The following is a 26,281-nucleotide window of genomic DNA, read 5'->3' as shown; positions in this document are numbered from 1 at the left end:
CCTACAACACCTTCGCGGACACCATCGCAGCCGTCATCGGACTGGAATTCTACCGACAAACGTTCTGAATAACCCTCATGGTCTTGTTTCATCCAGCTTATGATCTTTTCGGTCGGAACTCGGCCCGGGTGCTGCACACGCCGTCAGCGGTCCCGGAGGGCTTGGCCGGGCGTCGGATCAACGAGGTTGCACAAGTCCCCTCGGGAGTACCAACGAGCCCATTGGCGTACGGAACGCGTTGGATTGACGCTGTCAGACGGGCCGGGGGTCAAGATCTACTCTCTGCATCGTGACCACATGCTCTGGCCGGTGGTCGAAAGTGCGGCGGGCGCTTCGGCTGATGTAGAGCAACTCATCGCCAGGCTGCCCAGGAACTCGTCGGGGACGCGGTGATGGTTGCAGTGTGTGGTTCATTCGCGAGGGGCGAGTTCGAGTGACCGCAGAGAACAATGCCGAGATCGCAGACTTCACCCGCGCCGATCTTCGGTGTCTGGTCCGGGCTGACGACCTGCTCGTGAAGTCGTGGCTTCGCGATGCGTGGACGCTCTCGACGGGGGCGGACAGCGGCACCTTGGTCAAGGAAGCTGGCGCTTGAGGTGGGCGTTCGGGCTAGATTTAGGCATGCTCCTTCTGATAGATTTCAGGAACTGGTTCAGTTATGACTGAACGCCCAAGCGGTCCAATCGAGCTGCTGGACGACTGCAGTACAGTGCTTGGGTTGGTCCGGCCGTCCGGGAGGTGTGATTCGGTTGAATTCATCCAGAGTCTTCAAGTGCGATTCCAAGCCAGGTATCAGCGGTATCTGGAGTACCTCCGAGATGGAACCCCGATCAAGTCGCCGGAGAACTACCGGACGCTTCGGCGCGAGGCGGACGGGCTGGTCGTCGCTGAGCTGAAGGTCGACAAGTACCGTCTCTATGTCGTAAACCACGGCATCTACTGGTTCGTGACCCACGGGCGGGAGAAGCCGAAGGACAACCGAGTCGGCGCCGAGATTGATAAGGCCCTGGATATCTACAGAGAATGCGCTTAGCAGGGGAGAGACAACGTCATGGGAATCTTCAACACTAGTGATGCCGACTATGCGCTGGCGTATGCCGAAGAGTCCGCCATGGTCGACGCCAGTGAACTCATCGCGGATGCGCTGGATCGCTCCGGGATGTCCAAGAGTGATCTCGCCCGGGCTTTGGGAGTCAGCAAGAGCGAGGTCACCGCCCGGCTCGCCGGGGAACGAAACATCACCGTCAGAAGTCTCGCCAAGACGCTGCACGTCTTGGGCGCGAGCCTGGAGCTTCGGTCTGCGCGCGTTCATCGGCACCAGGATCGTGAACGCGGGCGCATCGTGTACATGGAGCAGTATCGCATTCTTCGTTCACGCCGTTGGCATCCGGTAGAGTCGACTCGCTTTACAGAGCGACGGCTCATGGACGCGATGGGGTCGACGAGATGAGTGAGCTGCCGGGCACCCACCCGTTTCTCACTGTGGACCACCGAGTTGTTGCGGCCGATGTCCATGTCGGTGACGAGACAGCGCACGAAATCATGTGGGAAGTCTCCTTCGGCGAAAAAGATGCAGACGAGGGTATCCGCTACGTTATGGGATGGTTGCACGGCGCCGGCGATGGAGTACAGGTGACCGTCTCCGTCGGAGCGATCGTCGTGGATACAGGAATTCCGTATGACAGCGCCCAGTTTGCGGAGATTTTCGCGGTATCCGATGCCTGCGAGGCCCTGTATCAGTCGGCGAGGGCGGCTGCCTCCGTGTCCATCTCGCTGACCAAGGAGGCTTTGGCGCTGCCTGACTACATGCCGCCCGCTACCGTTGCACCGTTTCCCGAGGATGACTCGGAAGAAGCGCACTGACTTCCCACCCGGACCCGAAGACGGCGTCCAGCGCGTGACACGTTCACAAACGATCTATTGCATTCGACACAGCGTCGTGGAGCCAATTTTTCAAGCGATGCTTGCAAAATTAGGTGGTGGGTACATGGTGCAACGCCGTTGCACCATGTACCCACCATTGGTCAGATGACGGCCGACACCAGCGTCTCGGCGTCCTTGACGCGCAGCTTGCCGGACATCAGCTGGGGGAGGAGCGCGTCACGGGTGGCGGCCAGCGTCGTGCTTTCTCGGTACAGGCTTTCAACGGCTAGGCGCAGGTCTGACACATTCTTGCTGAACGCTTTGGCCCGCTCCCTGCCAGGCCAAGTAACCTCAATGGCTGCAAGATCTTTCCAACTTGTACGAGGCATTCGAGTCCCCTCGCTGGCGGCTGTTGCGCGCTCAACCACATAGTCGCTGGCAACGCTTGCCAGGGCGAAACCTGCTAGTTCATTGGAGACGGGCGTGAGAGTCAGAATGTCTGTCGAACAGACGCCGCTTGACGGAGCGACAACGACCTTGTGGAAGTAGGGTCGCAGTTTGCCAAAGAGAATGTCTCCAGAATCAAATCTGGCCTTCGTACTCGTGACTGATACCGCCGATCCCGAAGCGTTGGCCCACATGGACCGCCGCGGCAGGTGCTCTAGTCCTAGATAGTTCAAGTCGGGTTCGAGATGGTTTGGATCGGCAAGGTCTTTGCGGTTGGAGACGAGTTTGCCAATGGCAATCGACTCAGTTGCTCCCAGATTTAGCTGGATCAAAATCGTTCGGATGTACTCATCAGCGGCGGAGGCGACCTTGGTGTTGGCGGCGATCTTGTCGTCGAGGGCGCCGAGGATTTCGGCGATGGCACGTTGCTTCTCGACGTCGGGCAGAGATATTTTGAGAGATCGGATATCGGCCATATTGATATATGCGGCCATGTCAGTGTTGTTCATTCGGTCGGCAGCTTGGCCCCAAAACTCCGGGCTGTTGAACCAAAAGCGAAGGAATCGAGGGTCGATTATCTCTGCATTGCTGACACGGAAATAGCATAGCTGTGGGCTATAGACGACGCGCTCGCCAGTTTTCGGCATGACGGCTACCCGCCCGACGGTTCCCTTAGTGGTGAGTAGGATGTCTCCCGGTTGACCGGACTTCGAACCAATAGCTTTTCCAAAATCCTCGGCTACAAAGTCCTGACCGTCAAAGTTGACCTTGTTGTCCATAACGTCGGCCACTCGGATTATTCGATATCCGGGCAGACCGTGTTCACTCCGTTTTGTGCGATACCCGTCGCCAAATTCTAAAGCGCCAGCTGCAACGAGTCGCCCGATGCTACTCGACTGCCATTCGCTCACGAAACCCTCCCCAACTGCTCCCGGACAACAGCGGCCAATCGCTCGGATTCGTCGAATTGCACGAACAACTCGGCAGACAGTCGGGCGATCTTGTCCTCGATCGGCTCGCCGTCGTCCTCCACCTCTGCGGCGCCGACGTAACGGCCGGGGGTCAGGGCGTAGTCGGCGGCCTTGATCTCGGCGAGGGTGGCCGAGTAGCAGAAGCCGGGGATGTCGGCGTAGACCTTGGTTTCGACAGGCTCAACCACCGGGGTTTCGACAGGCTTTTTGGTCTCGACAGGCTCGACCGCCGGGGTGGTTTCGACAGGCTCGACCACCGGGGTTTCGACAGGCTCTTTGGTCTCGACAAGCTCGACCACCGACGACGTACCGCGCCAGGCGTGGAATGTGCCCGCAATCTTGGCAATGTCCTCGTCGCTCAACGCCCGCTCGGCGCGGTCCACCATGTGGCCCAGGTTCCGCGCGTCGATGAACAGCACCTGCCCTGTCCGGTCAACAGAACCGTGAGCGCCGGCAGACTTATCCTTCGCGAAGAACCACGTGCACACGGGGATGCCGGTGGACCGGAACAGCTGCGTCGGCAGCGCGATCATGCAGGAGACCAGGTCCGCCTCCACCAGCTGCGCCCGGATCTCGCCCTCGCCGCCGGAGTTCGACGACATCGACCCGTTTGCCATCACCACGCCCGCCTGCCCGCCCGGGGCCAGCTTCGAGATGATGTGCTGGATCCACGCGTAGTTCGCGTTCCCGGCCGGCGGCACGCCGTACTTCCAACGCGGATCGGATTCTGACCGGGCCCAGTCCTTGATGTTGAACGGCGGGTTGGCCATGATGAAGTCGGCCTGCAGGTCCGGGTGCTGGTCCCGGGCGAACGTGTCGCCCCAGCGAGAGGCCAGGTTCGCGTTCAGCCCGTGGATGGCCAGGTTCATCTTCGCCATCCGCCACGTGCGCTCGTTCAATTCCTGCCCGTACACGGAGATCGCGGTGCGGTCCTCGTGGTGCGCGTCCAGGAACTTCTCCGTCTGCACGAACATGCCGCCCGACCCGCAGCACGGGTCGTACACGCGGCCCTTCGTCGGCTCCAGCACCTCCACCAGCACGCGCACCACGCCGGCCGGCGTGTAGAACTCGCCGCCGCGCTTGCCCTCGGCGCGGGCGAACTTCTCCAGGAAGTACTCGTACACCTCGCCCAGCAGGTCGCGGGCCCGCGTGGCGCCCTGCCCGGTGAACTTCGCCGAGTTGAACAGGTCCAGCAGCTCGCCCAGCCGGCGCTGGTCCACGCTGTCCCGGTTGAAGATCTTCGGCAGCGTCGTGGCCAGGGACGGGTTGGTGCCCATGATCCAGTCCATGGCCTCGTCGATCAGCTCGCCGATGCTCTTCGCCGGCTCCCCGCCCGCCGCTGCCAGCCCCTTCGCATGGGCGGCCAGGTACCCCCACCGCGCCTTCTCCGGCACCCAGAACACGCCGCGGCCGGTGTACTCGTCGAGGTCGTCGATCAGCTGCCCGATCTGCTCCTCGTTCAACCCGTCGGCCGCCAGCTCGTCCCGGATCTGCCCGCGCCGCTCATCGAACGCGTCGGACACGTACTTCAGGAACACCAGGCCCAGGATCACATCCTTGTACTGGGACGCGTCCATGGACCCGCGCAGCTTGTCCGCGGCCTTCCACAGCGTGTCCTTCAGTTCCTTCATGGTCGACGGCAGCGCGTCCACCTTCGCCTTCTTCACTGCGTCTTTCCGACCGGCCACTAGCTGGTTCCCTCCGTTGTCATGCCCAAATCCCCAATCCCAAAACTGCCGTGCGCCACCCCGCCGGCGAGCATCCCCGCCAGCGCATCCAGCCGGGACAACCGTATCGCGGCCCTCCGACGCTCGCGCGCCACCTCGGCCAACGCACGTGCCAGCGGCACCCGCAGGTCCTCCGGAACGCGCCGCAGCGGCCACTGTTTCCAGCTCCCCGCCGGGGCCGCCCGGATGTCCTGAGCCAGCACCTGCGCCACCAGCCCGCCCGGATCCGTGGCGTTGATGCGCAGGATGCGCGCCGGATAAAGCACGACGGCGGCGCCCGCCTCATCGACGATGGCGGCAGGTTGCGCTCCGGTACAGAACACGACGTCGCCGGGCTCCGTCAGTCGGCCGTGCGGGTAGTCCCGGGCAAAGGCGAGCTGGCCGATCCGGCGGGTTCCGGCCGGGCGCGCACCGCCGAGCTCCGCCACCCCGATCACCGGGAACTGGGCGCGGCCGGGCACCTCGGGCTCAAGATCGGCGTCCGCCAACCGGTGTCCCGGCGCGTACTTCAGGAAGCCGGCCCGCATCAGGGACCCAACCGTTTCCGGTGCCAGGGCGGGATGCGAGGCAGGCGCCAGCGTCATGGACAGGTTCGATTGCCCCGCTTCGTTGAGGGCACCCAGCCATTGTTCGGCCCGGATCAGGTCGACCGCCGGTGCGCTCGCCGGGGCCACCGGCACAGCAGCCGGCGGCCGACGAATGGCGGCCGCGGTCAGCGCCGCCGAACCGGCCAGCAGCGACCTGGTCAGGACTAGCCGGGCGAAGCGGAAGGCGTGGGCCCGGACCGATTCGCGGCCGCCCATTGAGGCGGCCAGGTCACTCACCAGATCCTGCCGGATGTCTTCGGAGAGAACATGGCCGGTCAGGTCCGCCACCATGGTCCAACGGTCGGCAATGGGCACGTCCCGGTAGGACGGTCCGAGCACCCACAAGGCCTGCGCCTGCCGCGGCTTGGCCTTGAGCAGTCCCTGGGGCAGCCGCACGATGGCCCGCACCCGGCCCGACCGCAACACGTCCGCACGGATTCCGGCGAGCTCCGAAGCAGCTAGCGAACCGGCCAGGGAATCGGTCAGGAACGCGGCCGGCGCCAGGACCACGCCGGCATGGGAGCGGTCCATCCCGAGAACGATGTCGTCAATGGCCGTGACGATGTCGGCAGCGGACATGTCGGGACGTGCCGGCGAGGGGAACTGCGCCACCCTGACCGTCATGCCCGTGTCGCCGGCGGCGGGCACGGTGTCGACCACAGTGTCGACGACCCGCAGATTCTCCCGGGACAACCCCTGCACCACCAGCCGGCGGCGGGCCAACCGGGCGGCGCCGTCGCCGTCGTCGGTGCCGACACACAGCGTGGCCGCCGCTGACTCGCCCACCATGTCGGCGACTCGGGGCAGGAAGTCGCTGCCGCCGTCGTCCATGAACACCGGCGGGCGGTCGCTTGCCGCGGCCAGCTCGACGGCCGTTGCGGCGACCAGGTCGATGGCCTCGTCCGTCAGGGCCGTCCGGGACTGCGCGCTGGCGCCGGCGCGGAAACGGTCGGCCAGGAGTTGTTCGAACGCGGCATCCGCGCTATAGGCGGCCTCGGTGAGCAGGTCGGTGTAGAGGGCCAGCGGCACGAGATTGGCGCCGAGGCCGTCGATTTCGCTGAACAGGAAGGCGTCGTCCGGGTCGAGCTCGTCGGCGCTGTCCAGGAGGTCGTTGCTGGATTGGCCGCCGAGGGGCGCATCCGTCAGGCAGCGCAGCGTCAGCAACGCCGTGAGGCCGGTGAAGTGCGTGCGCTTCGCGTACGGACCGGACAGCGTGGCGAATACCGCGGCATCCTCGGCGGCGTGCGGGTTGTTGCCGCGGCCCGTCGCGGCCAGCCAGTCGACGATCCGGTCCGCGTCGAAGAGCTCCTGCGTTCCCGTGGTGTCCACGGCGGCCGGAAAAGGCGTGCTCGTGTTCTTGCTGCGCGCCCGCCACATCGACACGACGGGGCGTTGCACCCGCGCCAGGTGGGCGACATCGGACAGGGTGATCCGCAGGGCCGGTTTGGCTGGTGGTGCCGTGGCGGCCACGCGGACCTCCTCTCCCTGAGCTGGTGGGTACAGCCTACGGTTAAAACCGTATCCAATTCATAATCTTCTGATAATCCCCATTATCAAGTCGTAATTCAACTTCTGGACTGACGTCTTCGTAGTGTCGTTCCATCAGCTCGGAGGGGCCGGGCTGGTAGCGGATGAAGGGTCGGGACCGGCTGCTGGGGGCGACCCCGGCCCACCATCCGTGGGCCACCCGGTCCGCCAGATCTCATTCGCACCGAGTCTCAGGAGCAATCATGGACATGCCGGCACCACAGGACGGCGACGTCCCCCAACGGGCCACGGACAAGGACGGCTTGAAGAGCCGCAAACACCTGGTGTTCGGTGCCGGCGGGTTCGGCGTCGGGCTGCTTGCCGGCCTGCTGCTCGGCCAGATCGGGGGAGGCGGGGCATCGGAAGCCGCCGAGGCCGCCACATCGTCGACGGCGCCCGTCAGCCATCCGATCGTCGCCGCCGTGACGGCCTGCGACCTCGACACGGCGGCCGGTGTCACCGTCATGGACGGCGGCAAGAGCCTGGAGGTGCACACCTCCGGGAAGAAGAAGTCCGGCGCCGACGCGTCCGCGCTGGCCTGTGTGCTGCGAGAGCTGGGCACCCCGCAGGGGGTCATCGCCCGCATGGACTCGACCCGGGCACTGGACGGCACGCAGACCGGAACGTGGTCCGGGTTGTCCGCGAGCTGGACCTACCACCCGGACAACGGATTCAACGTCGTTATTGAAACCGCCGCCGGTTAGCGGCGACCGATCTTGCAGGAGAAACCATGGACAGCATCGAAACCCCACCGCCGGCGGGATCGGACCCGGCGGACGAACCGCCGCTCGAGACCGGACCGGCCAAGGCCCCGCGCCGTCGCGGCGGCAAGATGACCGCGGTGGCGATTGCCGCCGTCGTGCTCTTCGGTGGCGGGCTGTGGACCGGCACCGCCGTCGCGGACCCGACAGCCAGCGACGCCTACAAGGTGGCCGTGGCCGACGCCGACTCCTCCGCCGTCGACGTCAAGCGCATGGCCGGCAACCTGACCACGGTCCAGGGGGAGTTGGAGACGCTGCGGGGCGAGGTCACGTCCCGAGAGGCTGCCGCCGACGCCAAGTCTGTCGCGGCCGACAAGCATGAGGCGGAGGTCAAGACGGCCGAGGCCGCGGTCAAGAAGCGCGAGGACGCCGTGACCGGCGCCGAGAAGGCCAAGGCGGCCAACACGGTGGGCGACGGCACCTGGGTGGTCGGGGTCGACATTGCGCCGGGGACGTACCGGACCACGGCGGACGTCGGGGCGACGTGCTACTGGGGGATCTATGCCAGCGGCAGCAACGGCGCCGACATCATCAACAACGACATTCCCGGCGGCGGACGGCCCTCCGTGACGCTGGCCGCGGGCCAGGACTTCAAGTCTTCGCGCTGTGGCACGTGGGAGAAGCAGTAGCTTCGTCCACTCGCCTTGGACGCGGTACCCCAAGACATTCGCGCGGCCGCCCGGTCGCGCCGACGAAAGGAAACATCATGACGCACAACGCATTTGCCCCGGCTCCGCAGCAATATCCGGCCGCGCCGGCCTCCATGGAAGGCACCAAGTCGTTCATCGTGACCTGGCTGCTGTCCCTGTTCCTCGGCGGCCTCGGCGTGGACCGGTTCTACCTGGGCAAGGTCGGCACTGGAGTGTTGAAGCTGGTCACGCTCGGCGGGCTGGGCGTCTGGGCCCTGGCCGACCTCATCATCACGCTGGCCGGCAAGCAGCGGGACAAGGGCGGCGGTCCGCTGGCCGGGTACGCCAAGGGCAAGGTCGCCGCATGGATCGTGACCGCCGTCCTCGTCGTGATTGGCGCCGTGACCAGTGCGACGGCCGGCGCATCCGCCTCGGCCGGCGGCACGTCGCCGGAAGCCGGTGTGGTGGCGCCGACCGTCGCGGCCGCCCCGGCGGTTCCGACCGCTCCGTCCGACAAAGCGCCCGCGAAGGAAGCCGCGGCCACGAAGTGGACCGAGGTGGTGGCCCTGAACGGGACGGCCGACACGGCCAGCCAGGTCTTCGAACTGACGGGCGCGGAGGCCCGGCTGACGTATGACTTCAAGGGCGCGCCCGGCAACATGGCCGTCGTCGCCGTCTACCTTGAGCCCGAGGGCACGGACATCGCCACCGACGGTGGAATCCCGGTGCTGATGCTGTCCGAGCCGGGCAAGAACACGACCGCGCTGCACAAGAAGCCGGGCAAATACTTCCTCGATGTGCGTGCCGCGAACATCGATTCCTGGACGGTCACGATCGAGGAGAAGAAGTAGTCCTCGATCCGTCCCGCGCCGGACTGTGATTTGCCGGACATTGATTCCTCGATAAGTGTGGGTGTTGCCAAGGCGCACCCACACTTATCGAGGAATCAAACGCATGTCTTACGGGGTGTCCCGGAGTGCCTGGAGTGCCCGGATGGCCGCGTCGGCTTCCGCCTGGTCCACCACGCCCCATTCGGCCAGCCACCTGATGGCGCGCTGCTTCATGAGGCCGTCGTGGAATTCATACCAGGCGGTTTGATGCTTGGGGAACGAATACAGCGCGTCCTTGAAATGCCGGAACGGGCTGCTGTGGTTGATTGCCTGTTGGAGGCGGTTGCGGCACATGGGTTCGGTCACGCCGGCGATGAAATCCTCCATGTCGCGGAACCCCTCCGAGGAATCCACGGCTTCGATCCGGATGCCGCCGCGCTCGTCCACGTCCCATCCTTCCGCCTCGGCCTCGTCGGCGGCTTCCTCGCCCCAGAGCGCGATTTCGCCCGTGGAGGGGTCCAGCCAGAAGAACGTGTCGTAGTCCAAATAGTGGTTTTCAAGGGCCATCACAAGCGTGTCCATGTCAATGGCATTCAAGGGGAGCATGGGAACGCCTCCAGCCGCAACATTGAACAGGCACCCGCTGTCCATTTCCCATTTTTGCGCGCCCCGGCCCGTCAGGCAATAGGAAGGCGCGAGCCGCAGGCCACCGCCCAGAGTTGGGCGGTGGCCTGCGGCTCGACCGGGCCGGCGCTACTTCATGCCGCCGTGACGAATGCCGGGCTTGGTGTAGGTGCGGGCCAGGACTGCCAGCGCCAGCGCGGCGACCAGCAGGCCGAAGTCCCGCAGGGCCACATCGTAGAATCCGGAGTACGTCAGCAGGTTGATGATGATTCCGGCCAGCCACAGGGCCACGATGTAGGCGGCGTAGCGGGGGCGCAGTGCCACCATGATGCCGGCGCAGATCTCCACGACGCCGACGACCAGCATCATCGCGTGGGCGCTGAGTGGGGAAATGCCGACCAGCCACGGGGCCAGGTAGCCTTCCCAGTTGGTCAGGAGGTTGAAGAACTTGTCCAGGCCGAAAATGATCGGGATCGCCATGAAACCGATCCACAACAACAGGAACGCCCCGTACGCGGGCTCGGCCTGGGCCCTGTGGAGTGCGTGACTTGCCCAACCGCTTGCGGGGGCGGGGGCGACATTGGCGGCCATGGTGTTCTCCTTCTAAAAACATGATTTATATTTTTAGAATGCGCCTTGGCTCCCCGCTTGTCAAGGGGCTTGTCAAGAGCCCCCGGCGGACCGGATCCCGCGCAGCGCCGGGGCGCCCGCATGGATCGTGACGGCGCCGTTCTCGACGGCCCAGCGCGTGTCCAGCCGCACGTTCTCCAGCAGGCGCCGGTCGTGGGAGACCAGCAGCAGGGTCCCGTCGTAGCTGTCCAGCGCCTCCTCCAACTGTTCGATGGCCGGCAAATCGAGGTGGTTCGTCGGCTCGTCCAACACCAGCACGTTCACGCCCCGGGCCTGCAGCAGGGCCAGCGACGCGCGGGTGCGCTCGCCGGGGGACAGGCTGCCCACGGCGCTCGTGACCTGGTCGGCCTTGAGGCCGAACTTGGCCAGCAGGGTGCGCACCTCGGCCTGGACCATGTCCGGGACGAGCGCCTCGAACGCCTCGCCGAGCGGCACCGCCGGGTTGAATTGGCTGCGGGTCTGGTCGATCTCGCCGACGGCGACGCTGGCACCCAGCGAGGCGCCGCCGTCGTCCGGTTCCTGGCGGCCCAACAGGAGCCGCAGCAGCGTCGACTTCCCGGCGCCGTTGGGGCCGGTGATGCCGATGCGCTCGCCGGCGTTGACCTGCACCGAGACCGGGCCGAGCGTGAAACCGTCGTGCCGGACCACGGCCTGGTTGAGCGTGGCGACCACGGAACTCGACCGCGGGGCGGCGCCGATGCTGAACTGCAGCGCCCACTCCTTGCGCGGCTCCGCCACCTCCTCCAGCCGGGCGATGCGGGACTCCATCTGGCGGACCTTCTGCGCCTGCTTCTCGGAGGATTCGGCGCTGGCCTTGCGGCGGATCTTGTCGTTGTCGGGGTTCTTCCTCATGGCGTTCCGGACGCCCTGCGAACTCCATTCGCGTTGCGTGCGGGCGCGGGCGACGAGGTCGGCCTTCTTGTCCGCGAACTCCTCGTACGCCTCGCGCGCGTGCCGTCGGGCGATGGCACGCTCCTCGAGGAACGCGTCGTAGCCGCCGTCGTAGACCGCCACCTTGTTCTGCGCCAAGTCCAGCTCCACGACCGTGGTGACGCAGCGGGCCAGGAACTCGCGGTCATGGGACACGAGCACCACGCCGCCGCGCAGGCCGGTGACGAACTCCTCCAGGCGGGCCAACCCGGCCAGGTCCAGGTCGTTCGTGGGTTCGTCGAGCAGCACGACGTCGAACCGGCTCAGCAACAGCGCGGCCAACGCCACGCGGGCCGCCTGGCCGCCGGACAGGCCCGTCATCAGCGCATCCGGGCCGACGTCCAGGCCAAGTTCGCCCAGCGTCACGGGAATTCTTTCGTCCAGGTCCGCCGCCCCGCAGGCCAGCCAGTGGTCCAGGGCGGTCGCGTAGCGGTCCCCATCCTCCGCCTTGCCGGAGCCCAACGCCGCCGCGGAGGATTCCATGGCGTGGGTGGCGTCCGTGGCACCCGTGCGGCGGCCGATGTAGGCGGCGATGGTTTCGCCGTCGACGCGCTCGTGCTCCTGCGGCAGCCAGCCGATGAACGCGTCCTGCGGGGCGGTGCTGACGATGCCGGCCTGCGGCTTGTCGGCGCCGGCCAGCAGCTTGAGGAGGGTGGATTTTCCGGCCCCGTTCGCGCCCACCACACCCACCACGTCCCCGGGGGAGACGGTCAGGTTGAGATTGGCGAACAGGGTGCGATGGGCGTGGCCTCCGGAAAGGTCCTTGGCCACGAGCGTTGCGGTCATGGCTCCATTTTAAGGAACGACGGCGGTGCCCCCGTCACGGCCCCGGGGCCGCGACGAGCCCCGAGTCGTAGGCGAACACCACCAGCTGCGCCCGGTCGCGGGCGTCAAGCTTCAGCATGGCCCGGGAGACATGGGTTTTCGCCGTGGTGGGGCTGATGCCCAGCCGGGATGCGATCTCGGCATTGCTCAGCCCCGTGCCCACCAGGCCCACCACCTCGCGTTCGCGGTCCGTGAGGAACCCGAGCTTGTGCCCGTACCCGGGGGAGCGGCCGGGGCGGCCCGCGAACTGCTCGATCAGGCGCCGGGTGACGCTTGGGGCCAGCAGTGCCTCCCCGGCGGCCACGACCGCGACCGCCCGGCGCAGCTCGTCCGGCTCGAGGCTCTTGAGCAGGAACCCGCTGGCGCCCGCCCGCAGGGCCGCGTACACGTATTCGTCGATTTCAAAGGTGGTGACGATGATGACCCGGCACGCGGACAATGCAGGGTCGGAGCAGATCTGCCCGGCGGCGGCGATGCCGTCCAGCCCGGGCATGCGGATGTCCATGAGCACGATGTCCGGCCGGACCCGGCGCGTCATGGACACCGCCTCCACCCCGTCGGCGGCCTCGCCGACCACCCGGAAGTCCGGGTTCCGTTCCAGGATCGCCCGGAACCCCTCCCGGATCAGCGGCTGGTCGTCGGCCAGCACGATGCGGATCGTCACGGCCGGCCCGCCGGAATGCGCGCCAGCACGCGGAACCCGCCGGCCGGGTCCGGGCCCGCCTGCACCGTGCCGTCCGCCAGGGACACGCGTTCGCGCATGCCGGCCAGGCCAAGGCCCCCGGCCGCCGGGCCCGGCGACGTCCCGTCGTCGCACACGTCGATCACCAGCGTGCCCTCCGCCAAGCTGACCGATGCGGTCGCGCTGGTGGCGTCGGCGTGCCGGAGCACATTCGTCAGGGCCTCGGTCACCACCCGGTAGGCGGTGAGCTGGACGAACGGCGAGACGGCCGAAAAATCCTGGGGCAGGACCAGCTCGACGCGCAGCCCCGCGGCCCGCGCCTGCTCGGCGACGCCCGGCAGCTGGGCCAGGCCGGGCTGGGGGGCCAGCTGTGGCGGCTCCGCCTCGCCGCGCAGGGCGCCCAGTGAGGAATGCAGCTGCGGTGTCGCCTCCCGGACGAGCGAGCGGACCGTCAGCATGGCCTTGCGTGCCTGGTCCGGGCTGCCGGGCAGCGAGTCCAGGGCCACCCCGGTCTGCACGGCGATCACCGAGAGCGTGTGGGCCAGGACGTCGTGGAGGTCCCTGGCGATGCGGAGGCGTTCCTGGGCCAGGGCGTCGCGCAGCCGCGCCTCGGCGTCGGCGGCGGATTGTGCCAGCGCGGATTCCGCCGCCAGCCGCCGTTGCCGGGCCGCCGCGCCGAGGATCACCGCCGAGGCCATGCAGACGCTGGGGGCGAGAACCGCGGGCGAATACCAGGGCTGGGGATAGGGCGGGATGACCAGCAGGAGTTCCGCCGCCACGGGCAAGGCCAGCCCGACCAGCAGCGATCGGGCACCTGAGCCGTGGGCCGTGACCGAGTAGAACGCCACGAAAAAGACGACGGCGGGCGCCTCCCCCGGGTAGCCCAGCAGGCGGTAGACGAGGACCAGCACCAGCACGACGACGGAGACGAGGACCGGGCGACGACGCCGGAACACCAGCACGGCCGACGCGGCGAGTCCGATGGCGTAGGCGGGGAACCCGGCCGGTGGGCGGATCTCGTCGTAGGCCAGCTCGATCCACACGCCGATGCTCACCACAAAGGCCACCGAGCCGGCCAACAGCAACTCGACCTTGAATTCCTCGGTGCGTAGCCATTGCGTCAACGCCGACTGTGCGCCCAACACACCACGATCTTACACACGCCCGGACCTGCCGGCGCGGGTGCGGCGGCAGGTCCGGGCGGGTGCGGCTCAGGCGGCGGCGGGGTGCCTGGTGCGCACTCGCACGCGCGGCCGCAGGATGGCCAGGTAGGCGACCAGGGACAGCCCGACCGCCCACGCCAGCAGGACGAGCACGCTTGCCCCGGTGGGTGCCTGCCCGGCGGCGATCTTCCAGCCCAGGTCGGCGAGGCGGTACGTGGGCAGGGCCTGCGCGACGTTTCTCATGGCCTCGGGCAGGATGGCCGGCGGCACCCAGAGTCCGCCGATCGCGGACATCGCCATGTAGAGGCCGTAGCTGACGGGGTAGGCGGCGTCCGCCCCGATCGTGTAGCCGATCGCGATGCCCAGCGCGGCAAAGACGGCGCTTCCGGCCCACATGGCCGCGACCAGGGCCGTCCACTGCCCCGCCGAGAGCTGGACGCCCTTGACCGTGGCGGCAGTCAGGCAGACCAGTATGATGGCCGGCAACGCCGTGGCGGCGCTGGCAATCACCTTCGCGGCCAGCACCCGCCGGGGCGGTATGGGCATGGCCCGGACCTGCTCGAGCCAGCCGATCTGGCGTTCCTCGGCGATCCGCGGGGCGGTGGTGGACAGTACGGCCCAGATGGCCCCGTAGGCGGCCATGGCCACCATGATCTCCACGGTGCCCTTGAGCTGTCCGGGCTGGGCCGGCGAGCCGCCGAACAGGGTGGCAAAGAGGAGGTAGAAGCCGATGGGGGCCCCGACGGCGAGCGCTAGGTACTTGGGGTCGCGCAGCATCCGGACAATTTCGAGGCGAAGGTAGGACATGGTCAGGACCCTTCCTGGGTGAGCATAAGAAATGAATCGTTGAGACTGGGGGGCGTGATTTCGATGTCGCGCCAGCCGAGGTCCAGGGCCATCAGGGCCCGGAGTGTCGTATCCGGTTCCGCCGTGCGCAGGCTGGCCCGATTGTGCCGCCAGGAGACGCCGCTCACGCCGGGGAGGGTGCCCAGCTGCGGCGGCCGTGCATCGGCGGTGAACCGGATGGTGCTGGCCCCGGCCAGCTTGCTGACCTCCTCCGGGACCCCATCGGCGACCACCTGGCCATGCATCAGGACGACGACGCGGCTCGCGTTTCCGCTGACCTCGTCCAGGTAGTGGGTGGCGAAGACCAGCGTTCGCCCGGAGGCGGAATAGGCCTGCATGGCCTGCCAGAATTCCGTCCGTCCGGCCACGTCGAGCGCCCGGGTGGGCTCGTCCAGGACAAGAATCTCCGGGTTCGCCACGGCGGCCATCGCGAACCGCACCCGCTGGGCCTGGCCGCCGGAGAGCCGGTCCACGCGCCGTTTTGCCACGTCCGACAGCCCGGCCAGGGACAGTGCCTGGCCCACCGGCATGGGTGCCGGATACAGGCTGGCGGCCAGTCCCACGATCTCCCGGACCCGTACCCCCGGCATGAGTCCGGCGTCCTGGAGCATGGCGGCGATCCTCCCGTGGGCCACGGCCAGCCGGGGTTGCCGCCCGCAGACGGTGACCTTGCCGGCATCGGCGGCCACCAGGCCGAGCAGCATCCCGATCGTGGTGCTCTTGCCCGCCCCGTTGGGGCCCAGCAGGGCCACCGTTTCGCCGGGGCTGATCTCCAGGCTGAGGTCCCGCACGGCATGCACCGGGCCGTAACTCTTGCTGACCGAGTCAAGCGCGATTGCGCCGGCGGAGGGTTTGGTGTGTGGCGCCCTGGTGTGAGGGGGCGTCGTCACTTGAGACTGGTTCGTGTAAGTCATGCCACCAGTGTGGGCCGGCGGCAACGCCGCCGTCGTCGTCCCTGAGGGCGCCGGCGCTACCGCATCCGGCGTGTTTTTGCGCGCCGGTTCTACGCCGTCGGGCGTAGGGGCGCTCATCCGGACTGGTTTGTCGGTGGCCCGTGGTGCAATGGATGTTCAGCGTCACCCAGCACTTGCACCGTTGGGAAGCGCACGGTATGCAAGGGGGAAAACATGAACGAACCACACGAACCCGGCCCGATCGAGCCGCCGCGGACCGGGAACCCGCCGGCGGAACCGCCCGTCGCATTGGAACCGCCAGGCTTGGATTTCCGTGCGGTATTGCCACCGGGCCGTGGGCTGCTGGGCAGCTGTTCCCAGCCCTGGCCGTGGCCGTCGCCGCCGAAGCGCTGACCGACCCGATCGGGGCGCTGGTCAGCACGGGAGCCACGCCTACCTGACGCGGGAACAACGCCGGCGGGTGCGAGGACCACCGGAACCCGCGTGTCATGGCGGCGGAAGTCCGCATCCACCTCAGTTCCATGCAGCCAGCCTAGGAAGGCGGCCACACGGCGGCGTACGCNGCCGGTGGTCGAGCCTGGGCCCACGGCCGCGAGGGGCCCCGCCCGAGCTTGCGAGGGTGGGGAGCGGCTGGGGAGCGAGACCCTCGGTGATTTCGACAAGCTCAATCACCGGGGTCGCTCAATCACCGGGGTCGCTCAACCGCCGACGTGCTCGAGCAGCGCCCGCGCGGTCGCCTCCTCGGTGACGAGTTCGTTTACGTACCGTCCGCGGATGGCGGCGGCCAACGGCACAACCTTGGCCGGTCCGGCCGTCACCATGAGCCGGCGCGGGATCCTCAGCAGGTCCGGCAGCGTGATGCCGATCAGCCGCTCGGACAGTTCGGAGGCCATCGGGCGCCCGTCGGCGTCGAAGAAGTGCCCGCACAGGTGTGCGGCGGCCCCGCGTGACTCCAGCTCGGCCAGCGCCGACGGTGACAGCGGACTGTACGTGCCCGTCCCGTCGAATCGTTGCATGGATCCGAGCCCCAGCAGCGCCAGGTCGCTCTGCACTCCCAGGGCCAGCGATTCGCCCACCTCCGGGATGGCCATCGCCCGGTCCCGCAGCGCCGGGTCGCGGAACATGAAGTTCGCCGGCAGCGGGATGAACCCGGCGCCCAGCTGCTGGGCGATGTGCTCGCCCACATGGATGCGTTCGTCACCCGAGCGGTCCAGACGGGACGGGCAGGCGAGCAGGTCGATCACCGTCAGCTCCGGATTCGAGCCCGGTCCCAGGGCCTTCGCCACGGACGACAGTGTCCGGCTGGCCGCGACGCCCAGCTGGCGCACGCCGTCCAGGTGGCTTTCCAGGTATCGGGCGGCCACATAGCCGAGCCGGTTGTTTTTCGCATACAGCGAGCGCGGCCGGTCCATGGCGATCACGCAGTCCACCAGGTCGAAGCGCTCGCGCATGGTCTTCTCCAGCGCCGGCATCCGGTCGACGGGCGGCCCGATGTGGATCTGCACTACCCCGCGACGCTTCGCCTCGGCCAGCAGCCGGGACACGCTGGCCCGTGACAGGTTCTCGGCGCCGGCGATCTCGCCCTGGTTGGCGCCGCCGATGTAGTAGCGGTGTGCCACGCGCTGGACCAGCAGGTCGTGACGGGCCGCGTCATCCAAGGCCACGGGACCATCCTCCTTCACCCCCAGGTCGTTCGCTCCACTCCCATCTTATGAGACGGGTGCCGGGGACCGGCGCCCGCGCGACCGACCCGGCCCGCCGGCGTCGTTCGTCTCGCGAGCCCTTCCATGGGGACGAATATTCGACTACGCTCAGTTAGTGTGTTGTCACTGAATTGAGCCCCGGCCCCCGTTCCGCCTGAGAGTGCCCGTCGGTTACCGACGCGCCGCACGCAGGCGTTGAACCCCCATGTCCGACTCCTTGCACACCAACCACCAACTTCCAGAAGGCCATTGTGCGCGCTTTTCCGTTCCCCGATCCCGGCAAACCAGACCTCCGTTCCCCGACCCGCTACCTGCTGTGGCTCGCCCGCGGCCAGCGCGGCACCCTGGCCCTTGGCATCCTCTACGGGTCCGTCTGGACCGTGGCGCTGGCCCTGATCCCGTATGCGCTGGGACGGGCCGTCGACCAGGGCATCGTGGCCCGCGACTCGGGCCGGCTGCTGTACTGGGCGGCGGTGCTGGTGGGGCTGACCATCGTCCAGGCCGGGTCCTCGGTGCTGCGGCACCGGATGGCCGTGAGCAACTGGATGCAGGCCGCGTTCCGGTCCGCACAGCTCGTGGGGCACAAGGTCACGCGCAGCGGCGACGCCCTGCCGCAGAAGTTCTCCACCGGCGAGGTCGTCTCGACCACCGCCTCCGACGCCATGCGCATCGGCGAGATCTTCGACGTCTCCGCACGGCTGGCCGGGTCGATCGTCGGCTACCTGGTGGTCTCCGTCCTGGTGTTCGGCATCTCCTGGCAATTGGGCCTGGTGGTGCTGCTGGGTGTGCCGCTGTGCGGGGCCCTGCTGCTGTTCGTGATCAAGCCGTTGCAGGCCAGGCAGCGTGAGCAGCGCGAGGCGGCCGGCAAGATGACGGCGCTCGGCGCGGACACCGTGGCCGGGCTGCGCGTGCTGCGCGGCATCGGCGGCGAGCACATCTTCGTGCAACGGTACCGGGAGCGGTCCCGCGAAACACAGCTGGCCGGGAACCAGGTGGCGTACTCGCTGGCCGACCTGGACGCCGTGCAGGTGCTCATCGTGGGCGTGTTCAGCATCGCGTTCACGTGGGTCGGCGCGTTGCAGGCCGTCGGCGGGCAGATCGAGGCCGGCCAGCTGGTGGCCCTGTACGGGTTCGCCGTGTTCCTGGTCTCGCCGATCCGCAACGCCTCCGACGCCGTGTCCCGATTCATCCGCGCCCACGTCGGCGCCCGCAAGATCATCAACGTGCTCTCGACGCCGTCCGCGGTCAGCGACGACGACCCGCGCCGGCCGGCCCCGGACGGCCCCTCAGCCCTGGTCGATTCGACCACCGGCGTGGCTGTCCAGCCCGGCGGCATGACGGGCATCGTGTCCGCCGACCCCGCCGCCTCAGCCGGCCTGGCCCGCCGGCTGGGCCGGTTCGAGGACGAGAACCTGCGGGCCGCCCCGGTGCGCTGGGGTCGCATCCCGCTGCACCTGGCCCCGTTGGCCGAGGTGCGCTCGCGGATCGTCGTCTCCGACGTCGAACCGCAGCTGTTCACCGGGACGCTGCGCGAGGAACTGGACCCGGCCGGCCGCCACGACGACGCGGCCATCCTGGCCGCGATCGACGTCGCCAGCGTCGACGACGTGTTTGACGGGCTGGAAGACGGGCTCGACGACGAGGTTGCGGAGAAGGGCCGCGGCTTCTCCGGCGGGCAGCGCCAGCGCCTGGCGTTGGCCCGCGCCGTGCTGACCGAGGCGGAGGTGCTGGTGCTGATCGAGCCGACCAGCGCCGTCGACGCGCACACCGAGGCGCGGATCGCGGCGAACCTGCACGCGCGCCGCGGCACCGACCCCGGGCGGACCACGGTGGTGGTGACGGCCAGCCCGCTGATGCTCGGCGCCATGGACACCGTACTGTTCCTGGACGGCGGCCGGCTGGCCGCCACCGGCACGCACCACGAACTGCTGGCCACCGTGCCCGCCTACCGCGCCGTGGTCATCCGCGGCGCCGACCTCGACGGTGATCTTGGTGCCGATCGGGGCACCGGCGTTGGCACCGGCCGTGGCGAGGAAACTGATTCCGTGACTTCGGGAAGGAGCACCTGATGGCCGACAACAAGCTGCCGGTGGCCGATCCGGCCATGGTCAAGGCGCAGAGCCTGCGCCTGATCCGCATGCACCGCGGTCCGCTGGCCCTGGTGGTGGGCCTGCATATCCTGGCCGCCGTGGCCGGGCTGGCCGGCCCGTTCCTGCTGGGCCGGCTCGTCGACGCCGTCACGCGGGGCACCACGGCCGGGTTCGTCAGCTCGCTGGCGGCGGCGCTGGTGGGGTTCGTGCTGGTCCAGACTGTCCTGTCCCGGCTGGCCCAGCGCCGCGGCATGGTGCTCGGCGAGAAGGTGTTCGCCCAGCTGCGCGAGGAGTTCATGGAGCAGGTGACGAGTCTGCCGCTGTCGACCGTGGAGAAGGCCGGCACCGGCGACCTGGTCTCGCGCACCACCAACGATGTCGATGCCGTCTCCTACACGGTTCGTTTCGGCGTGCCCCAGGTGCTCGTCTCGGTGGCGACGATCGTGCTGACGGCGGCGGCCGCCGTCGTCGCCAGCCCCGTCCTGGCGCTCGGCCTGCTGGTCGGGCTGCCGCTGCTGGTGCCGGTGACCCGCTGGTACCTGCGCCGTGCCACGGCCGGGTACCTGCGTGAACGGGAAAGCTACGCGGTGCTCAACGGCGCCATCACGGAGACGATCGAGGGCGCCCGCACCGTCGACGCGCTGGGCCTGGGCCGGCACCGCCGGGCCCGGATCGACGCGGCCCTGCGTGGCAGCTTCGAGGCCGAAAGGTACACGCTGCGGCTGCGCTCCGTGCTGTTCCCGGCGGCCGAGTTCTCGTTCTGGCTGCCCGTGGCCGCCGTGTTGCTGTGGGGTGGCTGGCTGGCGTCGACCGGCACGGTCACGGCCGGCATGGTCGCCACCGTGGCGCTGTACGCCGTGCAGATCATCGACCCGGTGGACCTGCTCATCATGTGGATCGACGAGATCCAGGTGGGCGCGTCGTCGCTGGCCCGCATCTGGGGCATCCGCGACGTCCGCGCCGACCGGACGGCCACGGACGCCGTGCCGGCCGGCGAGGACATCGTCGTCGAACGGGCCCGTTACGCGTACCGCGAGGGGCACGACGTGCTGCACGGCATCGACCTGGAGCTGGTGCCGGGGGAGCGGCTGGCCATGGTGGGCCCTTCCGGCGCGGGCAAATCGACGCTGGGCCGGTTGATCGCCGGCATCCATGCACCCACGGCCGGCGCCGTGAGGGTGGGCGGTGTGCCGTTGGTGGACCGGCCGCTGGACGAGCTGCGCGGCGAGGTGGCCCTGGTGACGCAGGAACACCACGTGTTCGTCGGCACGCTGGCCGACAACGTGCGGCTGGGCAAGGCCGGCGCCACCGATGCGCAAATCCTCGCCGCCCTGGACGACGTCGGCGCGCTGGCGTGGGTGCGCGCGTTGCCGGACGGGCTGGCCACCGAGGTCGGTTCGGGTGCCCACAACCTGACGCCCGCGCAGGCGCAGGAGCTGGCCCTGGCGCGGCTGGTGCTGGCCGACCCGCACACGCTGGTGCTGGACGAGGCGACGTCGCTGATCGACCCGCAGGCCGCCCGCGACCTCGAGTCCTCGCTCAGCGCCGTGCTGGCCGGCCGGACCGTCGTCGCCATTGCGCACCGGCTGCACACGGCGCACGACGCCGACCGCGTCGCCGTCGTCGAACGCGGCAAGATCACGGAGCTCGGCTCCCACACCGAGCTGCTGGACCGCGACGGCGCATATGCGGCGCTGTGGCATTCCTGGCGGCAGGACGCCTGACCCCGTCGCCGGTGGTTGAGCTTGTCGAGACCGGTGATTTCGACAAGCTCAATCACCGGTGGTCGAGCTTGTCGAGACCCCGGGGCGTCGACGACCTCGACCACCGGAGACGCCGGGCGTAACCTACGAAGTGGGGGAGGTTCGGGCGTTACCGGCCCGGACCGTCCAACGGCAATGGAGGAAGTCATGCCTGACAAGAGTCCGCACCACCACGAACACAAGAAGATAGACAAGGGCGCCGCCATCAAGGCGCGCCGGGCCGAGAAGAAGGCCAAGGACGAGGCGGCCGACCATGCCGATCCCGTGGCGCACATCAAGCGCCACTGACGGCCCGGGGCCCGTCCGTGCGCATAGCCTTCCTGTCGTTCGGCCACTGGGGCCCGGGACGCGGTTCCCGGGCCCGGACGGCCGGCGATTCCCTGCTGCAGGGAATCGACCTGGCCGTCGCCGCGGAGGAGCTCGGCGTCAACGGGGCCTTCTTCCGGGTCCACCACTTCGCCCGCCAACAGGCCTCCCCGTTCCCGCTGATGGCGGCCATCGCCGCGCGCACCAGCCGGATCGAGATCGGCACGGGCGTCATCGACATGCGGTACGAGAACCCGCTGTACATGGCCGAAACGGCCGCGGCCACCGACCTGATCAGCGGCGGCCGGCTACAGCTGGGCATCAGCCGCGGTTCGCCCGAACCGGCGCTGAACGGCGCCGCCGTGTTCGGCCACGTGCCGGCGGACGGCGAGAGCGACGCGGACATGGCCCGCCGGCACACCGAAATCTTCCGCCGCGCGATCTCCGGGGCCGGGGTGGCGCGTCCGGCGCCGCACATTCACCTGGGCGACGGCGCGGCGCTGCTGCCCGTGCACCCCCAATCGCCCGGGCTGGATCGGCGGATCTGGTGGGGGGCCGGTTCCCGCCAGACGGCCGTGTGGGCGGCCGGGAAGGGCATGAACCTGATGAGTTCGACGCTGCTCACCGAGGACACCGGCGTCCCGTTCGACCAGTTGCAGGCCGAGCAGATCGGCCTGTTCCGGGAGGCCTGGCGGGAGGCCGGGCACTCCTTTGAGCCCCGGGTTTCGGTCAGCCGCAGCGTGATCCCCCTCGTCGACGACGAGGACAGGATGTACTTCGGGCTCCGCGGCCAGGCGGACGCGCAGGACCAGGTGGGCGTGATCGACGGATTCGTGTCCCGCTTCGGCAAGAGCTACATCGGCGAACCGGACGTGCTGGCCCGCGAACTGGCCGCCGATGAGGCCGTCCGGGCCGCCGACACGCTCATGCTCACGGTGCCGAACCAGCTGGGCGTCGACTACAACGTGAAGATGCTGGCCAACATCGCCGCGCACATCGCCCCGGCGATCGGCTGGGAGCCGGCCACCGCCTAATGCAACTGTGCCCCGAAAAGCCGGGTGCCACCGTCGTACATCAAAGGTACGACGGCGGCACCCGGCCATGGACACCAAGCCCGTGTTCGCCGCCGGGACCCCGACAGCGTGAGTATCGTACTACGGCGCGAATTCTCGCAGTACTTCGTCTTGGATGCGCTTCATGTCCTCACCGTGCACGTCATTGTTGACCAAGTACGTGTTGTGCCGTGCAATAACTTTCTCTGTAAAGGTGCGGGCCCAGCGGCCATTGCTCCGTTCTGTCGCCGGCAGCGAATCGTAGGTGGCGACTGCTATCGCGGTGAAGAGTGGGCCATTGAATTGCCACTTCTTTGAGAGCACGGCAGCCGCAATCTCTGCAACCTCTGCAGAGGTGTAATCAGGAAATTCGATTTCAGCAGGGATGCGCGATTTCAGGCCCGGATCAGACTCGAAGAATTCATGCATTTGATCGGTATACCCGGCGAAGACTGCGACGAACTTGTCACGGTCATCCTCCAAGCGGGTGATCATCGCATCGACAACCTCTTGCCGCAAAGCGTTGTTGGTATGCTTCTTGGTTCGCAACTGGTGTGCCTCATCGATGAACAGAACACCGCCCATCGCGGCATCAAAGGCTTTGTTCGTATTGTGGGTTGAATGTCCCAGGTATTTGCCAATCAATTGGCTTGCACTGATGCTCTCCACGGCCGGCGTGGCGAGAATCCCGAGAGAATGGAAGATTTCGGCGATAATCCGCGCGACCGTGGTCTTGCCGGTACCGGGGTTTCCGGTAAACGCCACATGGTAGTTCGGGCGGTCCGTCGCACCGTCGAACTCGATCATGCGCTGGTTCACGGTGGCTTGGTCTGCGAGCGAACGTACCCACTCTTTCACCTTCGCGAGACCAATCATGGCATCGAGTTCGGCAAGGTTTTCAGCGAGTTTTGTCTCGCGTGACTCGGGGGCGCCCCCAGCGATCGCATGGAGATCCTCGACAAGAATGGAAATGAGGTTATCCCTGGTGGGGTCATCGATGAGGATCACCCGCTCGCCCTGCGTGGCACGCAGATCTTGATTGAAGTTCCTCACCCACCTGGCATTGCTGCGATCTGGGCTCTGCGCATAAGCGGTGCCGATGATGCGGCGGTACATTTCCTCACTCACTGTGTACTGGCCGCGGGCAAGTTCGTTCAACCCGATCTCTGCAATTTCTGCAGGCGAGTAGTCTTCGAAGTCAAAGCGGTGCTTGATGCGTGACTTCAACCCTTCATTCACCGCCAGCAGCTCATGCATTTTGTCGTTATAGCCCGCGAGAATAACCATTGTGTCTCCGCGGTGGTTCTCCATGAAGGCAAGGATCTCAGTCACCGCTTCCTCAGCGAACCCGGCCGAGTCTTCGCTCGCCAGAGAGTACGCCTCATCGATGAAGATCACGCCGCCGCGCCCACTCTCAAGCAACGTGCGGGTCTGCTTTGCGGTGCCACCAATATTCGCGCTGACAAGCTGGGCGCGCCCCGCCTCGACGAAACTGTCGTTCTCCACTACGCCAGCCTGATACATGGCTTTTCCGATCAGGCGGGCGACCGTGGTCTTGCCGGTGCCTGGGTTGCCAAGAAACATGCTGTGAAGCGTGAACTCGTCCTCCGCCGGGAGTCCAAGGTCTGCGCGCTTTTGCCGCAGTTTCACCGTGTTCACAAAACCCTGCACCTGCAGCTTGACTTTCCCGAGGCCAACAAGTGCGTTCAATTCAGCGAGGGGGGCGGGGCTGTCGCCGTCGGATGCGCCGGGGCGACTTGAACCAGACGTGAAAACGGGGTAGTCATTTGAGCCAGCGGATGACGGCTGCTGGAGTCCATCATCCCCCTGTTGCTGAGTGGTCTGGCCTCTTGCCGCCTCGTGCACCAGCACGAGATCACCGTTTTCATCATGCTCATACAGGTCGTATGCGCCCGGATCGATGCCGCCTACTTCGCCGTGAACCTTGTGTACAGTGAACGTTTCACCCTCAACGGAGCCGAAGTCTGCGAGGGTAATGGCACCGCCCTCAAGCCGGGCGCAAAGCCCGTTCGAAGAGGTGGTGAGATCTTGAATCTTGAGCACCCCACCGTTTCCTACCCACAACTCGTACTGATCACATTCATTGGCGAGTATGTGATGCCTGTCGATCGCGTTGATTGTCGCACCGGAGTCAGCGCTGAGCTTGTATGAAGTGCAGTCAGAGAGGGTGGTTTGTGCCCCACGTTCAGCATAGAACCAGCCGAGGTCACTTTTCTGGGCTTCAAATTGCGTATTGGCAACGACCCACACCTGGCCTAGGGTGCCAGCCCCACCAGACGAGGCAGCCACTTCGCATCCTTTCAGGCGCACTGCCCCGGCGGATGCGAAAAGTGCGGGAGCCTGCGAATTCGTGGCGGACTGTAGAGTGACGTTTTCGAGCGTTAGTTGAGCCCCGCTTTGGTCGGCGCGGACCGCATGCCGCTCAGCACCTGGCGCGCAAATCGTGAGGTTGCTCACTGTGGCTTTACCCGAAGCGATGCCGGCAATTGTGCCGTGGAGCCTTGTTAGGCGCTGCCCCTGACCCGTGAGATTTGCACCGAGGAACAGGCACTCGACGTCGTCCAGGGTGTAGTCACCTTCTTCCAGGACTATGGTGTCACCGGGATCTACCAACGGCGCAATCTTGGTGCTGAACTCGTGCGCCTGCTGAACCTGCCAGTGGATCGTCTTGGGGCCGGCCGGGGGTGCAGGTTCGCTTGGTTTTGCATCACGGTCAACAACGTCAACGGCCGAGCTTGCGGTGATGACCCGGGCACCATCTTTTGTCATCACGGAGAAGGATCCGTTGTCTTCTTGCGAGAGGTTATCGATGTGGATGATGCTGTCCTGCGCGAATCCTTCCTCGTACCCGCCACCAAGCACCAGCCGTGAGAAATGGGACACCGAGCGGCCTGAAACGCTAAACACTCTCATCCCTGGCAGGGAGAAGCCCCGATGCGCGCCAAAGGTACTGACGCGTGCGCCATCAGTGAGATGGAGGTAACTCGTCGCCGAGTCAATCAAGTCTGCTTTCGCAGCGTCAACACGCAACGTGCCCAGGTGTGAAGCAGTTGCATGCAGCTTCGCGTTTTCGGTGATTTGTATGGCGTACTGCTCAGGGTCAGACAGTGCGGTGACCTGATTGAGCACGAGCGTGCCGCCCTCGCACCAGATAGCCGGGTATTTGGCGCCAGGCTCCCCGTGCACGATGCAGCTTGAGAGCGTAGCCATGTCGTGGGGGGATTTGACGAAGAATGCATTCTTGTATGGCATCGCCCGAACCGTCAGATTCGTGAAGGTGCAGTGCCCGCTGATCGTAAAAGACCCCATGAGGGTTATTCAGAACGTCCAGAATCGAGATCAAGAATCGGTGGGTCTGAGTGCGGAATGGCGGCTTTCCTGGGATAATGG

At 67.1% G+C, this 26,281-nt stretch carries 23 protein-coding genes; 11 read left to right on the top strand and 12 right to left on the bottom strand.

The window, feature by feature from the left end; genetic code table 11:
* Positions 1 to 433: 433 nt before the first annotated feature.
* From EJC77_RS20525 to EJC77_RS18060, 4 genes are all read left to right on the top strand, one after another.
* Entirely contained in the window at positions 434 to 595 is a 162-nt protein-coding gene (locus EJC77_RS20525) for a hypothetical protein (RefSeq protein WP_164520484.1), read from the top strand.
* 177 nt (positions 596 to 772) lie between these two features.
* Positions 773 to 1,033 carry a hypothetical protein gene (locus EJC77_RS18070; RefSeq protein WP_125615966.1) on the top strand — a complete coding sequence of 87 codons (261 nt, stop codon included), beginning with the start codon at positions 773 to 775 and terminating at the stop codon, positions 1,031 to 1,033.
* A gap of 18 nt (positions 1,034 to 1,051) precedes the next feature.
* Positions 1,052 to 1,450: a helix-turn-helix domain-containing protein gene (locus tag EJC77_RS18065; protein ID WP_125615963.1), complete on the top strand. Its 399-nt coding sequence runs from the start codon at positions 1,052 to 1,054 to the stop codon at positions 1,448 to 1,450.
* Positions 1,447 to 1,863, top strand: a complete 417-nt coding sequence (locus EJC77_RS18060; protein WP_125615960.1) for a hypothetical protein — start codon at positions 1,447 to 1,449, stop codon at positions 1,861 to 1,863. Before EJC77_RS18065 ends, EJC77_RS18060 begins: the two co-directional genes overlap by 4 nt.
* Before the next feature lie 161 nt (positions 1,864 to 2,024).
* Here the strand turns inward: EJC77_RS18060 and EJC77_RS18055 are convergent, their stop codons facing one another.
* From EJC77_RS18055 to EJC77_RS18045, 3 genes are read right to left on the bottom strand one after another with little or no spacing between them, the layout of a single operon-like run.
* Entirely contained in the window at positions 2,025 to 3,221 is a 1,197-nt protein-coding gene (locus EJC77_RS18055) for a restriction endonuclease subunit S (RefSeq protein ID WP_125615957.1), read from the bottom strand.
* Positions 3,218 to 4,912: a class I SAM-dependent DNA methyltransferase gene (locus EJC77_RS18050; RefSeq protein ID WP_125615973.1), complete on the bottom strand. Its 1,695-nt coding sequence runs from the start codon at positions 4,910 to 4,912 to the stop codon at positions 3,218 to 3,220. The genes EJC77_RS18055 and EJC77_RS18050 overlap by 4 nt, the downstream gene beginning before the upstream one ends.
* A 56-nt stretch (positions 4,913 to 4,968) precedes the next feature.
* The gene (locus tag EJC77_RS18045) at positions 4,969 to 7,065 is read right to left on the bottom strand and encodes a hypothetical protein (protein WP_240630355.1); all 2,097 of its coding nucleotides are present in this window, start codon (positions 7,063 to 7,065) and stop codon (positions 4,969 to 4,971) included.
* 266 nt (positions 7,066 to 7,331) lie between these two features.
* Here EJC77_RS18045 and EJC77_RS18040 point away from each other — a divergent pair, with 266 nt between their 5' ends.
* The 3 genes from EJC77_RS18040 (at position 7,332) to EJC77_RS18030 (ending at position 9,363) form a co-directional block, all read left to right on the top strand.
* Positions 7,332 to 7,826, top strand: a complete 495-nt coding sequence (locus EJC77_RS18040) for a hypothetical protein (protein ID WP_125615954.1) — start codon at positions 7,332 to 7,334, stop codon at positions 7,824 to 7,826.
* A gap of 26 nt (positions 7,827 to 7,852) precedes the next feature.
* On the top strand, positions 7,853 to 8,512 hold the full coding sequence (locus tag EJC77_RS18035; RefSeq protein ID WP_125615951.1) for a hypothetical protein: 660 nt from the start codon (positions 7,853 to 7,855) through the stop codon (positions 8,510 to 8,512).
* 77 nt (positions 8,513 to 8,589) lie between these two features.
* Positions 8,590 to 9,363: a TM2 domain-containing protein gene (locus EJC77_RS18030; RefSeq protein WP_125615948.1), complete on the top strand. Its 774-nt coding sequence runs from the start codon at positions 8,590 to 8,592 to the stop codon at positions 9,361 to 9,363.
* 108 nt (positions 9,364 to 9,471) lie between these two features.
* Here EJC77_RS18030 and EJC77_RS18025 read toward each other — a convergent pair whose 3' ends face one another.
* From EJC77_RS18025 to EJC77_RS17990, 8 genes are all read right to left on the bottom strand, one after another.
* The gene (locus EJC77_RS18025) at positions 9,472 to 9,924 is read right to left on the bottom strand and encodes a UPF0158 family protein (protein ID WP_164520482.1); all 453 of its coding nucleotides are present in this window, start codon (positions 9,922 to 9,924) and stop codon (positions 9,472 to 9,474) included.
* A 171-nt stretch (positions 9,925 to 10,095) separates the two neighbouring features.
* Entirely contained in the window at positions 10,096 to 10,557 is a 462-nt protein-coding gene (locus EJC77_RS18020) for a hypothetical protein (RefSeq protein ID WP_125615942.1), read from the bottom strand.
* Between the two features lie 72 nt (positions 10,558 to 10,629).
* Complete coding sequence (locus EJC77_RS18015) at positions 10,630 to 12,312, bottom strand: ABC-F family ATP-binding cassette domain-containing protein (protein ID WP_125615939.1); 1,683 nt, start codon at positions 12,310 to 12,312, stop codon at positions 10,630 to 10,632.
* A gap of 34 nt (positions 12,313 to 12,346) precedes the next feature.
* A complete protein-coding gene (locus EJC77_RS18010) occupies positions 12,347 to 13,015 on the bottom strand; it encodes a response regulator transcription factor (RefSeq protein ID WP_125615936.1) in 669 nt (222 codons plus the stop codon).
* Positions 13,012 to 14,178, bottom strand: a complete 1,167-nt coding sequence (locus EJC77_RS18005; protein ID WP_125615933.1) for a sensor histidine kinase — start codon at positions 14,176 to 14,178, stop codon at positions 13,012 to 13,014. The genes EJC77_RS18010 and EJC77_RS18005 overlap by 4 nt, the downstream gene beginning before the upstream one ends.
* A gap of 66 nt (positions 14,179 to 14,244) precedes the next feature.
* The gene (locus tag EJC77_RS18000; protein ID WP_125615929.1) at positions 14,245 to 15,003 is read right to left on the bottom strand and encodes an ABC transporter permease; all 759 of its coding nucleotides are present in this window, start codon (positions 15,001 to 15,003) and stop codon (positions 14,245 to 14,247) included.
* A 2-nt stretch (positions 15,004 to 15,005) separates the two neighbouring features.
* The gene (locus tag EJC77_RS17995) at positions 15,006 to 15,956 is read right to left on the bottom strand and encodes an ABC transporter ATP-binding protein (protein WP_125615926.1); all 951 of its coding nucleotides are present in this window, start codon (positions 15,954 to 15,956) and stop codon (positions 15,006 to 15,008) included.
* 698 nt (positions 15,957 to 16,654) lie between these two features.
* Entirely contained in the window at positions 16,655 to 17,620 is a 966-nt protein-coding gene (locus EJC77_RS17990; protein WP_125615924.1) for a sugar-binding transcriptional regulator, read from the bottom strand.
* A gap of 290 nt (positions 17,621 to 17,910) precedes the next feature.
* Between EJC77_RS17990 and EJC77_RS17985 the strand changes: the two genes are divergently transcribed.
* The 4 genes from EJC77_RS17985 (at position 17,911) to EJC77_RS17975 (ending at position 22,852) form a co-directional block, all read left to right on the top strand.
* Entirely contained in the window at positions 17,911 to 19,728 is a 1,818-nt protein-coding gene (locus tag EJC77_RS17985; RefSeq protein WP_125615920.1) for an ABC transporter ATP-binding protein, read from the top strand.
* Positions 19,728 to 21,473 (top strand): ABC transporter ATP-binding protein, encoded by a 1,746-nt coding sequence (locus tag EJC77_RS17980; RefSeq protein WP_125615917.1) that lies wholly within the window; start codon positions 19,728 to 19,730, stop codon positions 21,471 to 21,473. The genes EJC77_RS17985 and EJC77_RS17980 overlap by 1 nt, the downstream gene beginning before the upstream one ends.
* Positions 21,474 to 21,659: 186 nt before the next feature.
* Entirely contained in the window at positions 21,660 to 21,800 is a 141-nt protein-coding gene (locus EJC77_RS20520) for a hypothetical protein (protein ID WP_164520481.1), read from the top strand.
* Positions 21,801 to 21,817: 17 nt separating this feature from the next.
* Positions 21,818 to 22,852 (top strand): LLM class flavin-dependent oxidoreductase, encoded by a 1,035-nt coding sequence (locus EJC77_RS17975; protein WP_240630354.1) that lies wholly within the window; start codon positions 21,818 to 21,820, stop codon positions 22,850 to 22,852.
* A 120-nt stretch (positions 22,853 to 22,972) separates the two neighbouring features.
* Here the strand turns inward: EJC77_RS17975 and EJC77_RS17970 are convergent, their stop codons facing one another.
* Complete coding sequence (locus EJC77_RS17970; RefSeq protein ID WP_205787477.1) at positions 22,973 to 26,143, bottom strand: AAA family ATPase; 3,171 nt, start codon at positions 26,141 to 26,143, stop codon at positions 22,973 to 22,975.
* Between the last annotated feature and the right edge of the window lie 138 nt (positions 26,144 to 26,281).

It is taken from the genome of Specibacter cremeus (genome assembly GCF_003946885.1).
GTDB classification, from domain to species: domain Bacteria; phylum Actinomycetota; class Actinomycetes; order Actinomycetales; family Micrococcaceae; genus Specibacter; species Specibacter cremeus.
This window is presented reverse-complemented; position numbering and strand designations above follow the sequence as displayed.